The 16734-nt window shown below is 42.6% G+C and carries 9 protein-coding genes; 3 read left to right on the forward strand and 6 right to left on the reverse strand.

The features are described 5' to 3' along the window. Positions 1–14: 14 nt before the first annotated feature. The 4 genes from MTO98_RS00130 to MTO98_RS00145 all read right to left on the reverse strand — a co-directional run bounded on the left by MTO98_RS00130 (position 15) and on the right by MTO98_RS00145 (position 5186). Entirely contained in the window at positions 15–938 is a 924-nt protein-coding gene (locus MTO98_RS00130) for a DUF6624 domain-containing protein (protein WP_243484412.1), read from the reverse strand. Positions 939–1257: 319 nt separating this feature from the next. Continuing rightward, positions 1258–2709, reverse strand: coding sequence for a serine hydrolase (locus MTO98_RS00135; protein ID WP_243484414.1), 1452 nt, complete (start codon positions 2707–2709; stop codon positions 1258–1260). Positions 2710–3117: 408 nt separating this feature from the next. Further along, on the reverse strand, positions 3118–4656 hold the full coding sequence (locus tag MTO98_RS00140) for a YifB family Mg chelatase-like AAA ATPase (protein ID WP_243484416.1): 1539 nt from the start codon (positions 4654–4656) through the stop codon (positions 3118–3120). A gap of 122 nt (positions 4657–4778) precedes the next feature. Then, a complete protein-coding gene (locus MTO98_RS00145; RefSeq protein WP_243484417.1) occupies positions 4779–5186 on the reverse strand; it encodes a hypothetical protein in 408 nt (135 codons plus the stop codon). Between the two features lie 546 nt (positions 5187–5732). Here MTO98_RS00145 and MTO98_RS00150 point away from each other — a divergent pair. Both MTO98_RS00150 and MTO98_RS00155 read left to right on the forward strand, forming a co-directional pair. After that, complete coding sequence (locus MTO98_RS00150) at positions 5733–8432, forward strand: outer membrane beta-barrel protein (protein ID WP_243484420.1); 2700 nt, start codon at positions 5733–5735, stop codon at positions 8430–8432. Between the two features lie 130 nt (positions 8433–8562). Then, positions 8563–10077 carry an alpha/beta hydrolase-fold protein gene (locus MTO98_RS00155; protein ID WP_243484421.1) on the forward strand — a complete coding sequence of 505 codons (1515 nt, stop codon included), beginning with the start codon at positions 8563–8565 and terminating at the stop codon, positions 10075–10077. Between the two features lie 115 nt (positions 10078–10192). Here the strand turns inward: MTO98_RS00155 and MTO98_RS00160 are convergent, their stop codons facing one another. Then, a complete protein-coding gene (locus MTO98_RS00160; protein ID WP_243484424.1) occupies positions 10193–13150 on the reverse strand; it encodes an outer membrane beta-barrel protein in 2958 nt (985 codons plus the stop codon). A 439-nt stretch (positions 13151–13589) separates the two neighbouring features. Between MTO98_RS00160 and MTO98_RS00165 the strand changes: the two genes are divergently transcribed. Further along, entirely contained in the window at positions 13590–13862 is a 273-nt protein-coding gene (locus tag MTO98_RS00165; protein ID WP_243484426.1) for a hypothetical protein, read from the forward strand. A gap of 137 nt (positions 13863–13999) precedes the next feature. Here MTO98_RS00165 and MTO98_RS00170 read toward each other — a convergent pair whose 3' ends face one another. Then, positions 14000–16639: a zinc-dependent metalloprotease gene (locus tag MTO98_RS00170; protein ID WP_243484428.1), complete on the reverse strand. Its 2640-nt coding sequence runs from the start codon at positions 16637–16639 to the stop codon at positions 14000–14002. Between the last annotated feature and the right edge of the window lie 95 nt (positions 16640–16734).

The raw sequence follows: 16734 nt of genomic DNA on the forward strand, positions 1-16734 counted from the left end.
TTAGCCGGGCTATTTTACTTAATGTAATAATAAAGATTACTGTAAGGCTTGAAATTTTGCAGGTAAACAGCTAATGTGCACAAACCGATCTGGTTTCGCCGCACATCAACCTCTGCCTCATCGGCAATGGCATAGGCTTCGTATTGACCTTTATTGAGCCTTAAATGAGTGCCGTATATCTGTGTGTTTTTTTCATACAGTGCAATATTATCAGCAATAATTGCAAAGCCCTCGACTGGTAACGAACCGTTGAGTGCAGCTGTTCTTACTATTGAAAAATATCTTTTCTGGTTGGTAATACTCGCATGAAGCAATGTGGTTATGAGGACCTCCGGCCCATCGGGGCCAAAGTATTCGTTACCCTTCCATCCATAAGTATTAACAATAGAAGTTATTTTGACATAATTAATGGAGTCTGTTTTAAGGAGATAGCTTTTGAGCGCATTGGCTTCTGTTGAGTTTTTGCCATACCGATTAACAAGCTCCTGGTATTGTTCAAAGCTGGCTTTATAGTTTTTAAGCATTTGGGAAAGCTCCATAGCTACCGATGGAATAAGCTTAACCCGGTTTTGATGAACGGCCGCTACGATGGTTTCCCATTGACTGTCACGATGTAATCTCATAAAAAGGGGATCTGCCGAAAGCTGTACTTCATTTTCAAAACCGCGGCTGGCAATAAGCTCCAGGTATAAAAAGGCACTGTCGCGTTTGCCTAAAGCAGCCCAGCATGCCGCCGCTTTGTACAGGTGTGCCGTATCCAACACACCATAATTGAGCGTACGTACAGTAGTATAAACCGTGGCTGCTTTTTGATATTTTCTTGATGCAAATAAGGAGTCGGCAACATGAAGCGGAAGGGAATAGTTTTGCTTGTCTTGTGCTTTACTTTCAAGAGTAAAGATTATAAGGAGCAATAAACAGCAGTATTTAAGGCACATGATATAGGTTTAAATGATAGTCATAAAAACGCATTTGTGTAGATAAAAGATATATGAAAGTGGTGGATTTAACATTTGAGAGCAGATATTTAACAAATCCTCTCTTTTGCTTTGTTATACTGAAGTTTGGAGCAAGAGGATGGGGCTGCTAATACTTATCTAATGAATTGGTACGAACCACAGGCTCCTTTTGATTAGAATCGGGTTAGGCTATATCTGATCAAAATAGTGAGCACTATCACTTATAGGTGTAGATATAGCTTTTACAACGTGTATATAAAGAAAAAACGTCTTCAATTAAGGCTTATAGCTCTACAAACTAATCTGCTCTTTTCAACTCAACCTTATTGCCATCTCCATAAAAAGTTACATGGATTTTGCCATCAGCACCTTTATTAAATTCAATTTCGTAAGGCAAATCTTTCAGAAAAAAACGATTGGTTGATTCTGGAAAAAGCTCTCGTTTTACCTCGCCGCTGGCCTCGGCATAAAGCTTACCATCGGCCTCAATTATTGTTAAAGTGCGCGGCGGGCCGATAAAGAATTTGCCTGTATAACTTTTTAATACTTCAACGGGTACCGATACTACTTTCTTTATGCTGGTATGAAACAACCCTTTAAAGCCATAAACTTTAGCTACACTGTTTATCAGCTCCGTGATAACGCCGTCGTTGTCGCTGTTCACCATCACAACTACGCCGTTTCCGCCTTCCATACTCCCGTAATAAATACAGCGGAACCCCTCATTTACACCGCTGTGGCTGAAATATAATACGCTGTCTTTTTTATCAATTGCAGCCCCAAGGCCAACGTTGCCACCTGCATGCACCGACAGCCTGGCCCTTGTGGTTTCCTGGTTCAAGACCTTGGCCGATGTGCCTTTATATGCTAATTGAGTTTCGATGATGTACTTTGAAAGATCGGTTGGGTTTGTCCACAAGCCGGCTGCAGCTTGCTCCGGATAAATATGGTAATTCCCCTTTTTAGGTTTACCATCAGCACTGTAAGCAACCGCAAGCAGGCGCTGATCTACATCATTGGGCGGCTGAGCATAGGTACTGCCAGTCATGCCAAGTGGTTTTAATACTTCCTTCTCCATGTAATCGGCATAGGGCATGTGGGTTACATCCATCACGATCATTTGTGTAATGGTGGTGCCTCCACCCGAATATTCATAACGCAGCCCCGGTTCAAAAATCGATTTTACGGCAGGCGAATTAGAGGGTTTTTCGCCTTTAAGTATCTGAACTATTGTAGGTAAGGGGGCTCTGCGCTCATATCCGCCAAAGCCGTGTACATTTAGCCCGGCGCTATGGCTTAACAACATCTCGATAGTTATTTTTTTGCCTTTGGATATGCTGTCGTAGGGAAACTTCCAGCTTTTGAGGTAAACGTTGATATCGGTATTCAGGTCAAGCTTTTTATCCTGAACCAGCTTAAGCACTCCAACCGAATTAAGCGATTTGCTGATAGACGCCGCCTGGAAAAGTGTTTTTGTAGTAACAGGTATTTTTGCGCTATCATTGGCAATACCATAACCTTTGGCCCATGCAATTTTATAATTTTGGATAACCGCAATACTTAACCCCGGAATTTTATAAAAAGCCATGCGGTTTAACAGGTTCCCCGGTTTATCCCCTTCAATCTGGATATTGCCAACCAAACCATTCTCAACTTGCGTGATTTTATCCTGTGTGCTGTCTTGCGCATGAACCGCCAGCTGGGTAAAAAGCAGCAGGGTGAGGGTTAATGATTTGCCTAAGATTTTCATAGGTTTGGCTTTTATGGTAAGGTGATTCTCTATTTATAAAAGCAAAGTTAGAAATCTGAGAGACTGTTTAAAAACGATAGTTTTTGAATGTAGAGACGCATAATTGCGTCTCGCGCTTGCAATTTACGGCAGCTGAGCCGCTTTTGAATCGGCTTGTCCTTCGGGAGACGCAATTATGCGTCTCTACAAAATATTTTCAATCATTTTTAAACAGCTTCTGAGAAGCATAAAATAAAAGAGCAGAATTTAATTTTGAAAATATGTTAACATTGAAATTATGCTTTCTTTTGGCTGGCGTTCTTTTACTGGCGTAAGTTATGTAGGCTAGCCATCCCTTTCTTTGCCATTGTTGCCTGGCCTCAAACCTGTGCGAGCTGGGCGGTTTCGAACTCTCGACTTAAGACTTCTTCAACCAGCCCACCCCTCTCTATCCAAGCTCCTGAAATGTATAGCTTCGGCCAAATGTTCCAGTTTAATTTCTTCGCTTCCGGCAAGGTCGGCTATTGTGCGGGATACTTTGAGGATCCGGTCGTAAGCCCTTGCCGAGAGGCCGAGTTTCTCCATTGCCTTTTTTAATAGGGTTTGACCGGCCGCGTTGATCTTGCATTGGTCGCGTACCATTTGGGGACTCATTTGTGCGTTGGCGTGCAGGTCGGGCCGGTTGCCAAAACGTTCAACTTGTATTTCTCTTGCCCTGATCACCCGCTCGCGAATCAGTTCACTTTTTTCGGCTGCACGATCTGATGACAGCTCGCTGAAGTTAACCGGCGTTACTTCAACGTGCAGGTCTATCCTGTCCAACAGCGGACCGGAAATTTTACTCAGGTATTTTTGCACCATACCCGGCGGGCAGATACATTCTTTTTCGGGGTGGTTATAATAGCCGCACGGACAAGGGTTCATGCTGGCCACCAGCATAAAGCTGCTTGGATAATCAACGGTAAACTTAGCGCGTGATATGGTAACACGGCGTTCCTCAAGCGGCTGGCGCATTACCTCAAGGGCACTGCGTTTAAATTCGGGCAATTCATCCAAAAACAATACGCCGTTGTGGGCAAGGGAGATCTCGCCAGGTGCAGGGTTGCTTCCCCCTCCTACCAAAGCCACGTCGCTGATAGTGTGGTGAGGGCTTCTGAACGGGCGAATGGTGACCAGCGCGTCTGCAGCGGCAAGCTTGCCCGCAACCGAATGGATCTTGGTAGTTTCTAACGATTCATATAAACTTAATGGCGGCAAAATTGATGGCAGCCTCCGGGCCAGCATGGTTTTTCCTGCTCCCGGCGGACCGATCAATATCACGTTGTGACCACCCGCGGCAGCAATTTCCAATGCCCGCTTGATGTTTTCCTGGCCTTTTACTTCGCTGAAATCGCTGTCGTAATTGCAAAGGCTGTCATAAAACTCTTCGCGGGTATTTACTATTTCGGGTTTAAGTTGGGATGTGCCGTTAAAAAAACCGACAACGTCTTTAATGCTCTCAACACCGTAAACTTCAAGATCATTTACAATGGCGGCTTCGCGGGCGTTTTGTTTGGGGAGGATAAAACCTTTAAAACCATCTTTACGGGCCTGGATAGCTATAGGCAAAGCTCCTTTTATTGGCTGGAGGCTGCCATCAAGAGAAAGCTCGCCCATGATAATAAATTTATCAAGTGTTTCGGGTTCAATTTGCCCTGATGCGGCCAGCACGCCTGTGGCAATGGTGAGGTCATATGATGAACCCTCTTTTTTGATATCGGCCGGGGCCATATTAACTACTACCTGCTGGCGGGGCATCCTGAAACCGCAATTTTTAAGCGCCGATTCTATCCTGAAATAACTTTCTTTTACAGCCACATCGGGCAGGCCAACAATAAAATACTTGGTTCCTGATGCAATATTCACTTCAACTGTTATGGTAATAGCTTGTATTCCATAAACTGCGCTTCCAAAAGTTTTAACCAACACGGTGATAAAAGTTTATTTAAAGCGAAAGATATAGATTTTTGGTGATGTGATAAAGAACGGCTGTTATAAACAAAAAACCCAGCCGGTACCGGCTGGGTTCATTATAATGATATTGTTTAATCCTATCTCAAAAACACTCCGGCTTCACAAACCATCAGTAACATAGTGCAGGAAACTATTACGCAAACCATCAGCATTATTGACCATGTATTAGGATTGTGTTTGCTGATGCGCTCAAACGCGGCGTTAACCTTTTTAAAGTAACGGCTGTTTAGCAGTACAAAATAATTAAGCACAAATGCGCCGGTGGCACCAAGCAATATCACTAAACCCGATATTGGGCTTAAATGAAACCAGCCTGCATTTAAAAATAATTGCGCAACACTTACTAAAATGGCCAGCAAAATGATCATTAAAAAGCTTGCTCCAAAAAGGGTATTGGCTTTTGGCAATCCACCGTGGCCAAAGTTTTTAACATTCCACCTGTAAAACGTTACATAGATGGATTTGTAGGTTTCTGCTGCTTTCATAATGTTATGGTTTTAGGTGATTAATTCGGTGCTAAATAATATTACTTGCACAATATTGGTTTAAAAACGGAATTGGCAAAATTTTATTGCGATTATATTTAATTTTTATAGTATTTGTATTCAGTTATTTGGTTTGATGCATATGTTGCAAAAAATGTATTGAAGTGAGTGGAATAATTCTATTTTTCCGGCATGCTTGTAAAACAGGATATTTGGTAAAACAAATGTTACAATGCGGATATGTGTGCCGTTTTGAAGCATGCCGGGCAATATTTACAGCAATTCTGTGTTATAGGAGCAAATTATAGCATATAATATCGCCGTGCGGGTTATAGTGTAGTGGTTAAGTAGAGGGGAGGTTATTTATGCTTTAAGCCTTTACTGTTGATATTTGCGTAACAACGCGTATCGGCAAAACAATTAACCAGTGCACTAACATCTAAACCCTATACTACCTCATGATTTAAGTTTCCTAACAGTACCACGGCCCTACATCACCACCTATTACAAATTATCTAACCTTATACCATCTGCACCTAAACCTGGATGAAAACAATTTTTCTTTCACTGATACTGTTATGCTTATTTTCTGCATCATTTGCCCAAAACCGGGCCGCCATTAAAGGCAAAGTCACCGATTCCATTAGTAAGCAGCCTCTTGAGCTGAGCACAATAGCCATGGTTGATTTGAAAGATACCTCGCTTATTGCCTATACCCTCAGTAAAAAAAATGGCGACTTTGAATTGCAGCGTTTGCCTGTTGATAAACAGGTACGGCTGGTTATTTCCTATGCGGGTTACAAAAGCTACATCCACCCTTTTAATTTTAAAAAAGGTGAGGTAATTGACCTGGGAAACATTGCCCTCAACAGTAAATTGCTTAACGAGGTTGTGGTACGTGCCGAAAGGGTGCCCATTAAGGTAAAAAAAGACACGCTTGAGTTTGATGCCGCCGCTTTTAAAACCCGGCCTAATGCCGCTGTAGAGGAGTTACTTAAAAAGCTTCCCGGTGTACAGGTTGATGGCGACGGAACTATTACCGTTAACGGAAAACAGGTGAGTAAGCTGCTTATAGATGGAAAACAGTTTTTTGGCTCCGACCCTAAAATTGCCACCAAAAACCTTGATGCTGCTATTGTTGCCCAGGTGCAGGTTTATGATGACCGTGAAAACGACCCCGATCATTTGGTGAGTGAAACCCAGGTGCAAAAAATAATCAATATCAAATTAAAGAAAGCTATTAAGAAAAGCATTTTTGGTAAGGTTTTCGGCGGAGCGGGCTCGCGCGACAGGTATGAGGCGGGCGGCTTATTCAATATGTTCAGGGATACCTTGCAGGTAAGCGTTATCGGGTTAAGTAATAACCTTAACCATACGGGTTTTTCGCGGGAGGAGCTTAATGCCGAGGGCGGGTTTGACCGCAGCGGCGGCAACACCTCTTTTAACGGCGGCCGAAACTGGGGAGGTGGTATAGAAAAGATCACTTCAGGGGGAGTTAACCTTAATCAAAACTATGGCGAGAAACTGAAGCTTAACCTGCAGTATTTTTATACACAGCGTAATAATGTGAACGAATCGGCCAATTTCCAACAGCAGTTTCTGAAAGATACCACGCTGTTAACCCGGGCCTCAAACACCCGGAATGCCAATAGCTATACGCACACGGTTAGCGGCCTTGTAGAGTGGAATCCGGATACGGTTCGTAATCTGCGTTATAATCCATCGTTAAATTATAACTCAAACAATAACACTTCGTCGGCAGCCGGCAGCACTTCAAATAATTTTGATATGCCGGTAAACCAGTCGTTATCTAATTCGTTTGGAAACAGCCATTCAACACAATTTAACCAAAGCTTTTACTTTCATAAGCGCTCCAAAAACAAAAGTAAAGAGTCGTTCAACGTATCTCATAGCCTGAGTATTAATCCTAACCACAGCAATAATTTCAACAATAATGATGTGGTTAATTATCAATATCCCAACTTATCCGACAGCTTGCACAGGCTTTCTGTACGTACATCAAACAATGTTTCAGGCAACCTCGATTTCACTTACCGGTACCCGCTAACCAAAAAGCTTATTGTTGACGTTACTACATCTGGCATATACAACAAAACCAGCGACCAGGTTTTTACCTATGATCGTAAAACAGGAGGCTTTGATTCGTTACTTAATAATCAAAGTTCTGATCTTAAGCGCGATCAATGGACAGAGAATATTAAACCAGGCATCACCTATCAGCTTAACAAGCAAACCCAAATTATAGCCGGGCTTAATACCCAGTGGCAGCAGATCAGTAATAATTTTGTAACCAGCAGGCTCGTACAGAATTATTTTTTTCTTTTACCCACTGTTCGGATTGAGGCTTACGGGATATCGTTTAGCTATGATCGCCGGGTTAACCAGCCGGGGGTATCAAGCCTGCAGCCCATCACTATAGTTTACAGCCCATTGTACAGCTACACGGGTAACCCTAACCTGGTACCGGGCATAAACAATAATTATTCCTTTAACTTTTTTAAGTATTTTAACGATAGCCAATTGGGTATATACTCTTACGGCAATATCTCTTCACAAAAAAACATGGCCATTACGCAGCAAGTCATCCGCTCGGATGGCGCACAAAGTAATACTACCGTTAACCGCGACGGCAGGCCAAGCTATAGCTTTTCGACAGGTGTGTTTAAACGGTTTAAAAAAATCAAAGAATGGCAGCTTAACAGCTCAACTAATTTTTACAGCAACTATTACCAAAACCTGAACCTGCTTAATGATGTTGAGGGTTGGCAAAATACGATAGCTTACGGGCTGCATGAAAATATCGGCGTTAGCTGGAAAGATGTGATAGACCTGAACACCGGCGTTGGCTTTAACCAATCGAATACCAAATATCACTATGATGATTTCAGGAACATTAAGGTTAGTACTTATAGTATAAGCAATGGCCTGGTGGTGAGGTTTCCTAAAAAAATCATCTGGGAAACTAAACAGGATTTTAACTACAATGGCCAGGTGGCGGCGGGCTTTAAAAAGGGTGTTAATGTAGTGAGTTCATCTCTTGCTTTGCAAATGCTAAAAAAAGACAGAGGCGAGCTTAAGCTTTCCGTTTATGATATCTTTAATCAAAATGTGAGCGTGTACAGGTACATCAACACCAATTCTGTTAGTGATGTGCAAAACAATACTTTGAAGCGATATTTTATGATTACTTATAGTGTTAAGTTTAATAAGTTAAGCACCAAGTAAAAGGGTAAAATTGCAACGATAAGTAAAAAGGCGGTATCATTTAATTTTTGATACCGCCTTTTTTAAGAGGTGTTATTGTAACTATCTTTATCTGGATATCGTCTTACTTGCAATCAAAACACCCACCATTATGAAAGCCAGCACCTCCCTTTTGTTTGTGATTGTCATTATGTTAGCATTTAACCTGCCCCGCCGTGCCAAGGCGCAGGATATGCCCGGTAAGCGCGACTCTATCAATTCGGCTGTGTTGAATGAGAAGCGTGTAATTCAAGTTGTTTTACCCGATGGTTATAAGGCCGGTTCAACAACAAAATACGATGTATTGTACATACTTGACGACTGGAATATAAAATTAGGCCGCGATATACAGCACTTTATTGTAGATGAGCACACCATGCCGCCAATGATAATTGTTGGCCTGTTAAATACCGACCGGGACAGGGATTTTTTGCCAACGCACAATAAGGGCAACAAGACATCGGGTGGAGCGGATAAGTTTCTGAAGTTTTTTAAAGATGAGCTGATCCCTTATATTGATAAAACTTACCCTGCCGACGGAGATAATACGCTTTTTGGTCACTCTTTTGGTGGGGTGTTTGTTACCTATGCCTTATTAAATGAACCACAGCTTTTCAATAATTATATTGCCGGCGACCCGAGCTATTGGTGGGATAACGGCGTTATGCTTAAACAGGTTAAAGAGAAATTGCCGGCCCTTACCGGCAAGGAAAAATCACTTTATATCGGCGGCCGTGAAGGGCGGGGCATGAAAGAAATGAACATTAACCCGATGGATAGCCTGCTGAAAAAGGATGCTCCGGCCGGTTTTGAATGGGTGGTAAAATCATATCCCGCCGAATCGCATGGTACGGTACGGCTTAAAAACTTTTATGACGGCCTTAGGTTTGCCTATAACGATTACGGAGGTAAGCCATTGGAATTTCACCCGTCGGGCGGAGTAGTGCTTAAAAACAAGCCGATAAAGATCTGGTACTTTGATGATACAACAAAAGTGCATTATACGGTGGATGGCTCGGAGCCGTTAACTACATCGCCTTTTGCTAAACCAGAATTAGAATTATCGGGCCCGGCAAAAATTACCTTGCGGCAGATTGCCAGCCGCGCAAAGTTCGACAAAACCTCCAGCGGGGAATTTAAAGAAGGCAATTACCTGGCGGCAAAGCCGCTCAAAAAAAGCTACAAGCCTGGCGGTTTTCATTACGCTTATTACGAAGGGCAATGGGATAAACTGCCCGACTTTAAAACTTTAAAGCCTGTTAAGGAAGGCACAGCCGATAGTATCTTTAATATTGATAAACTTCCCCGCCAAAACAACTTCGGCTTGGTTATAGATGGACAGTTCAAAGCCGAACAGGAAGGTTATTATATTTTCGGATTAGGTGCAGACGATGGCTGCCAGGTTTATCTTAATGATAAGCTTATTATCGACCTTGACGGGCTGCATGATGCCGATATTGAGAAATCGTACATCATTCCGCTAAAAAAAGGATTTTATTCATTGCGGATAGCATATTTTCAAAAAGAAGGCGGCCGGAAGCTTGATTTGGTATACGTTACCCCCGATAATATTGCCCAAAAGAAAATAACGCCAATTCCTTATACATTACGATACGGGGCAAGATAAGTTGCACATTGGCAGATCAGGGCAAACTGATTGAAAATTATGTTTGAATAAGAAGGGGCCGATCATGATTTGTGATCGTCCCCTTTTATATTTTTAAATCAGTAAGTACTATCTGTTAGAAAGAACCTGGCCCTCCTGGACCACCTCCGCCCGGGCCACCACCACCCGGACCGCCAGGGCCTCCGCCATCGCGGTTAAACCTGCGCTGGCCCGGTTCCTGTGTAGGGGCTTTGCCAGCAAATTTTTGCAGGCGGAAAGTAAAGCTCAATAAATAATAACGACCAAGCCTGTTTACTGTTGATTGTGTAGTGATGTTACCATTTACAACCGATGTATAGCCGGTGTTTTGGTTAAATAAATCATATGCTGCCAAACGGATTGTTGCACGGTGATCTTTCAGAAAACGACGTTCAACATAAGCATTCAGGATATTTGGGTTTTTAATGTCAAGGCTGGCATCATAACCATAATTTACCGTGCGGGTAAAATCATAGCTCAGCGTCCAATCTTTCCAGAAATAGTTTTTGCCCGATAAGCCCAGTGTTAGTGTGCGGAAGTTTGAGCTGCCATCAATAAGCTGTGTATGAATTGAATTTGTTGTTTTGTTAATGCCGTAACTGCTGCTGGCTTCAGCATCAATAATATCAACAATGTTCACCCTGAATTTTAAGCCCGGAGTAAAGTTGAGGTTTTTAGCAATGTTTTTTAAAGGGGTTGCTGAGGCTGCAACGTTGTTACTGTCAATGGTGTTAGAAAACGCTACGCCGTTGGTGTAATTTAATGCACCGTTAAACTGAAGGGTGAACTTGCGCTCGGCCCATGGTTTGGCATAAACAACGTTGGCGGTACCAGAATAATAACCATCGGCATTCATGTAGTTAGTAAGGTTGGTGCTTTGCAGGTTTTTTAAAGAGGGATCTGCTGCCAAAGCCGCCTGGCTAAACTTACGCGGATAAGTAATGGTATTTTGAACTATTTTGTTTTGTGTGGTTGTAAAGTTGAAATTGGTAAAGAAGATATTCCCTGTTTGGAAACTGAAGTTATTATACCTTAATGAAAAATTATTGGCAAACTCCGGTTTCAGGTTAGGGTTACCTTGTACAGGATATAGTGCATTCGAAAAATCAATAACCGGTTGTAACTGGGTAAATGTAGGTTGGTTGCTTGATCCGTTATATAAAAAGTTTAAGCCTTTTCCCCTTGAAAAATTGTAGCTGAAACGGGCCGTAGGGATCACGTTAAATGTGGTTATATGCGTAGCCGAATCGTTTTTAAGATTCAGGCCGTTTAATGTAGCCGGCTGCACGCCAACACCCAGGGTTAGATTATACTTTTTTTCAATAAAGCGATAATTTAAACCAACCCTGTTTGTGGTAAAGTTGTATTTGTAGTTATTGCTTAATAAAGCATAGTTGTTGAATGTATTGGCCGCGCTCAATGTATCCGTTTCTTTATCGCTTGTGGTTGATGAACGGTTAAAAGCGTAATTCAACTCCAGGTATCCTCTTTTACTTATAGGCTCCAGGTAGGATAGGTTTGTACCCACACTTGTAACACGGCTATCAGTGAAGATCTGCTGGTTGGCTGGTGCCGTTTGAGGCGAGCCCACATCATACTGATAGGTTGGGTTATCAAACTGCGAGGTTTTTGATGAGTTAGCATTGATATTGATGCTAAGGTTACGGCCATGGGCGTTAAAGCGGTGGTTATACAATACGTTAATACCGTAGCTTGGCGAAGTGCCGTCACTATGAGATAATGAGCGGTACGATTGATCAAGCAGGCCGCCAATGGTTGATGACACAGATTCGTTAGCATCTGTATTGGTGCTTGAGTAAGTAAAGTTTGGAACAATTTTAAAGTAATTGATGGTATCCGGTTTCCACTCGATATTAAAATTAAAACGGTGGTTGATAGGATTATCGGTTTGGTTACTTTTTTGGGTACTTACGCTTGGTGTTTGAAAGTTATTGGTTTGGATAGATGAACTAACGGTATTGGTAGTGTTATCTGTAAAGCTATAGCTACCATAAACAGAAACATTTTTGCCCCATTGATCGCGGAAGTTTGCACCTATTGAATGTGCATTGGTGATACCGTTTGCGCTGGTAGTTGAGCCGCTTGAACCACGCAGGGCATTGCCCCTGCCGCCGCCACCGCCGCCAAAGCCTCCTCCCCCGCCGGATGTTGCGCTGCCGTAAGTAAATGTATTTACGTTGGTGTTATTGATAGTACCCAATACCGCTATTTGCTGGTCATTGTTAAAGTTGAAAAACTTCAGATCGCCTATATAACGGTTGGCGTTGGCTATGCCCTGATCTTTGGGTAAATAATCCTCGCCATCGCCTGCTGTGGCCTGCCCAAAGTAACCTTTGTTTTTGTCCTTGCGAATGGTGATGTTCAGGATCTTGTCTGGTTCGCCGGTTTTGATGCCGGTAAGATTGGCCTGATCGCCGTAATCATCAATTACCTGGATGCTTTCTACCACATCGGCTGGCAGGTTCTTGGTGGCTGTTTTAACATCGCCGCCAAAAAAATCCTTTCCATTTACCCTTACTTTGGTTACTGATTTGCCCTGCGCAGTTACGTTGCCGTCTTTATCCACGTCAACCCCCGGCAGCTTTTTCAATACATCTTCAACCGGTGCATTTTCACGTACGGGATATGCACTTACTTTATACTCTGTGGTATCCTCTTTCAGTACCACCGGGTTAACACCTACAATGGTAACCTGGTTAAGCATATTGGTTTCGGCTTTTAAAACTATGGCGCCAAGATCAACCGGTTGGGTGCCGGCATCAAGCGAGTAATGTTTTTTTATTGCAGTGAACCCGATTGATGTAATGGTAAGCGTTAGTTTGTTCCCCTTTACAACCGGGAATGAAAACTTTCCTGTGGCATCGGCAATAGCTATGGTGCTGTCGCCGCTGTTTGAAACCAGTTTCACACTGCTTCCGGGCAACGAAAGCTTCGTGGAATCAACGACAGTCCCCTTCACTTCCCGCCCGGTTTGAGCGTAAGAACCAAAGGCGGATAAAAGGATAAAACTTAAGATAAGAAGTAGGGGTTTCATAAATGTTTTTTCAGCGTACAATTGTTGTATTTGTGTGTATATAGACGTAATTGAACTACAAATGTTCAACTTAAAATATACATAAAGCCCAATCAATATATTATTGTTACACATAAGGCTTGTAAAGCCTTATCAATCATATTATTGTTACAAATTATTCAATAAAAAAAGGCCGGAATTTCCGGCCTTGTGATTGCTATAAAGATCAGTCAGTCAATTATAAGCGAAAAATTGTGCTGCCTGGAGGGCATTTTGAGGTTCATAAAGTTTATTACGGATGTGTGGATAATTAGTTTCAATAATTGTTGCGCCGGATACCAATAGCGGTATCAATACGTTTAAGTAATTCACACAAGAAATAAACTATTGTTTAAAATCATCTGATATGATGGTAACATTGTGGCACAGTATTTCGTAATACTTAATCAAACATTAACCTATGAACAATATTGGAAACTCGCTGCACGCAAAAGTGCACAAATGGATCGATACGATCGGGTTCAGGCTTAACACCTCTCAAACAAATAACAGAAGCCATATTACAACCAATCATTATTTTTTTGAAACCTTTAATTTTTTCGAAAAATCGAAGAAAAATAAACCGGAGGCCACCAAGTTTTTATGCTTTGACGCCTACGGCGAAAAAATTAATGTAAAGTCGCTGCTTGATTTGCAGGTTGCCTTTTTTGACAACATAAGCCAGCTTAAATAATAACGAGGCTCGTGCGCATCAAATAAGTTATAGTATTAAGCAACATGGCGGGGTTTTTAACAGGCCCTAAAAATAAAAATCCCGCCCTAAAAATTTAAGGCAGGATTGTAAGAAGATTTTTTGATCCTTAAATCAAATTAGTTTTCAACATTGGTTCGCGGCCAGCAATTCATACTTCCTGTTTTCTCATTCAGTATATCCTGGTTAGCTGTATTTATTCCTCTCATTACTCCACCGCCAATATTAACAACCGGCCTTGTTGGGTTGAGGGCTTCCTTTATCCGGAGGCGGAGGTCGGCATAGTGGGCTGCAGTTATAGCATCGCCGCCTTTTGGTAAACCGGTATCAATTTTCTTTAACTCGGCACGTACCATCGGCCTTATATCAGACAGTACAATGTTAATTGGTGTAAAGCCCCAGCTTGCCAGCTGTGCGCTTGATACGCCGGGGAACGAAAAGCTTGCGTCCATATTTAAAAGGCTTTTCAGGTTTTCAATGTAGCCACGTTGCAAGTTACGCTGATAGCTATCAGGTTTGGTGGTGCCAAATATGCCGGTATGCAAATCTGTCAGTAATTGAGCAACGGTGTAGGCGTTAGCGCCGTTTTTGGCCTCGTTGTCATACATGCGGGCCAGTCTTGAAGCGTTTAACTCATTGCCTAATACAGAAACCTGCATTGCTTTAATGCGGTTAATGATGACACCGTTATCAAACTTGGCCAGTTCGGCCTTGTTAATAAGCCATGAAGGTGTGGCATATAATTGCTGGTTTAAAAATAAAGCAGCTTCGCGCTGGCGGTCTTTACCTACAAAATCATAAACCGGTCCTTTTTGATCATAAGTTTTAAAGTTTTCGTTCATGCCGCCAATGTTGGTGGTTACATGGCCCATGTAACGGTAATACTGGCCTAAAACCTCGTTATATAGTTCGTTAAGATCACTGTAGTCCTCATCTTTTTTGTACGACCATTTTTCGAGGTTGGGCAAAATGCGTTTCAGGTTTGCAATGCCATAGGCACTGGCTTTCATGGCATTATCGCCTAAATCTTCATTTTGTAAACGGGGGTCAATAGAAGTGCCCTGGCGGCCGAAGTAATAAACCGGGTTGCCGGCATTTTTGTTGGTCCATACGGCTAAGATCTCTTTTTCCTGTTCGGGCGTTTTATTGCCGGGGAACCAGGTATACCCCCACTTTATCGACCAGTTATCATACTCCCCAATTTGCGGGTACAGGTGCGTAACCCCATCTCCGGGCTGTGCTATGTAGTTGAAGCGGGCGTAATCCATAATGGATGGCGCGGTGCCATGTTTATCAGTAAAGCTTTTTGAGCGTAATGAATCAACAGCATAAGCATAGCTGGAACCAAAGTTGTGCGGCAACCCTAATGTATGGCCAATTTCATGCGAGGATACAAAACGGATCAGCTCGCCCATCTGATCGTCAGAAAACTGTGCGTGGCGTGCATTTGGGTTTACTGCTGCTGTTTGGATCAGGTACCAGTCGCGCAATAGTTGCATAACGTTGTGGTACCAGCCAACATGGCTTTCCAGGATCTCGCCGCTTCGCGGATCGGCTACGTGAGGGCCGTATGCATTTTCTACATCTGATGCAAAATACCGGATAACGCTGTAGCGGGCATCTTCTGTACTAAATTGCGGGTCTTGTTTTACTGTAGGGGCCTCTTTAGCCGTAATAGCATTTTTAAAGCCTGCAGCTTCAAACGCTTTTTGCCAGTCGTTTACGCCTTGTATTAAGTATGGCACCCATTTTTTAGGTGTAGCCGGGTCAATATAAAATACAATTTGTTTTTTTGGTTCAACCAGTTCGCCTTTTGCATAAGCAGCTGGGTCTTTGGGTTCCAATTTCCAGCGGTGGATGTATGCTGTAACCAGCGCTTTTTGAGCATTGGTGCCATAATCAGTTTGGCGCTGGCCAAAATAACCAACCCTGGGGTCCATAATGCGGGCCTTCATCGGGGTTTTAGGCAACAGCAACATTGAAGTGTTTAACTCAAATGTAATGGCAGCATTGCTGTTATCGGTTGGCGACTCGCCGGCACGGTAGGTTTTTAGGGTATGTGCCTCAACATTTATCGGGAAGCTTTTAATGGTATCTATATACGAACGGGAGTTGTCAACCCCCATTGTTTTATATGCCTTTTTGATATCATCAGATAAACCGATGGCAGCAATATCGCCATTATAAAAATCGGTAACATCAATCAAAACCCCGGTGGTATCTTTATTGAAGGCTTTTATATCAAAAGAGGCCAGTACAGCATCAAGGTTGGAATTTTTAACCGATTGGTACATATCGCTGGTGCTATCGGCGCGTAACGAATAGCTTGGCACGCGAATAAATACCTGCTTATCATGTTTCTCCCATTTCCAAACCTGGTCGTTGATCTCTTCGCCGCCATATTGCTGGCCAAAGGTTTTTAAGCCGCCCGGTGTTTTTACAAAACGGGTTACTACCAGCATTTCGCGGTTGATCAATGAATCGGGAATTTCGTAGTAGTATTTGCCATCAACCTTATAGGTGTTAAACAAGCCGCTATCGGCCTTCGTTTTTGCAGGGATAAGATCGCTGAATTTTTTAATCCCCTCCTTTTTAGGAGCTCCGGTTGTTGCTGTTGTAACAGTTCCGTTTGGTGTAGTTGTAGTTTTTAAGGTAAGGCTTTGGTTTGCATGTTTCTTTGTGGCGCAAGAGCCTGCCAAAACTGCAAGCGCCAATACTGAGCCGCGCAAATAGATACCGGGCGACAATTGTTTTTTCATTTATATATAATAGTTTAAACCGTAAACATATATAAAAACAGGGGCTTTTTTATTGATAAAGCGTTTTATCAATAATAATGTTGCGGGGGTTATTA

Source organism: Mucilaginibacter sp. SMC90 (assembly GCF_022811725.1).
In the GTDB taxonomy this organism is placed as follows: Bacteria; Bacteroidota; Bacteroidia; order Sphingobacteriales; family Sphingobacteriaceae; genus Mucilaginibacter.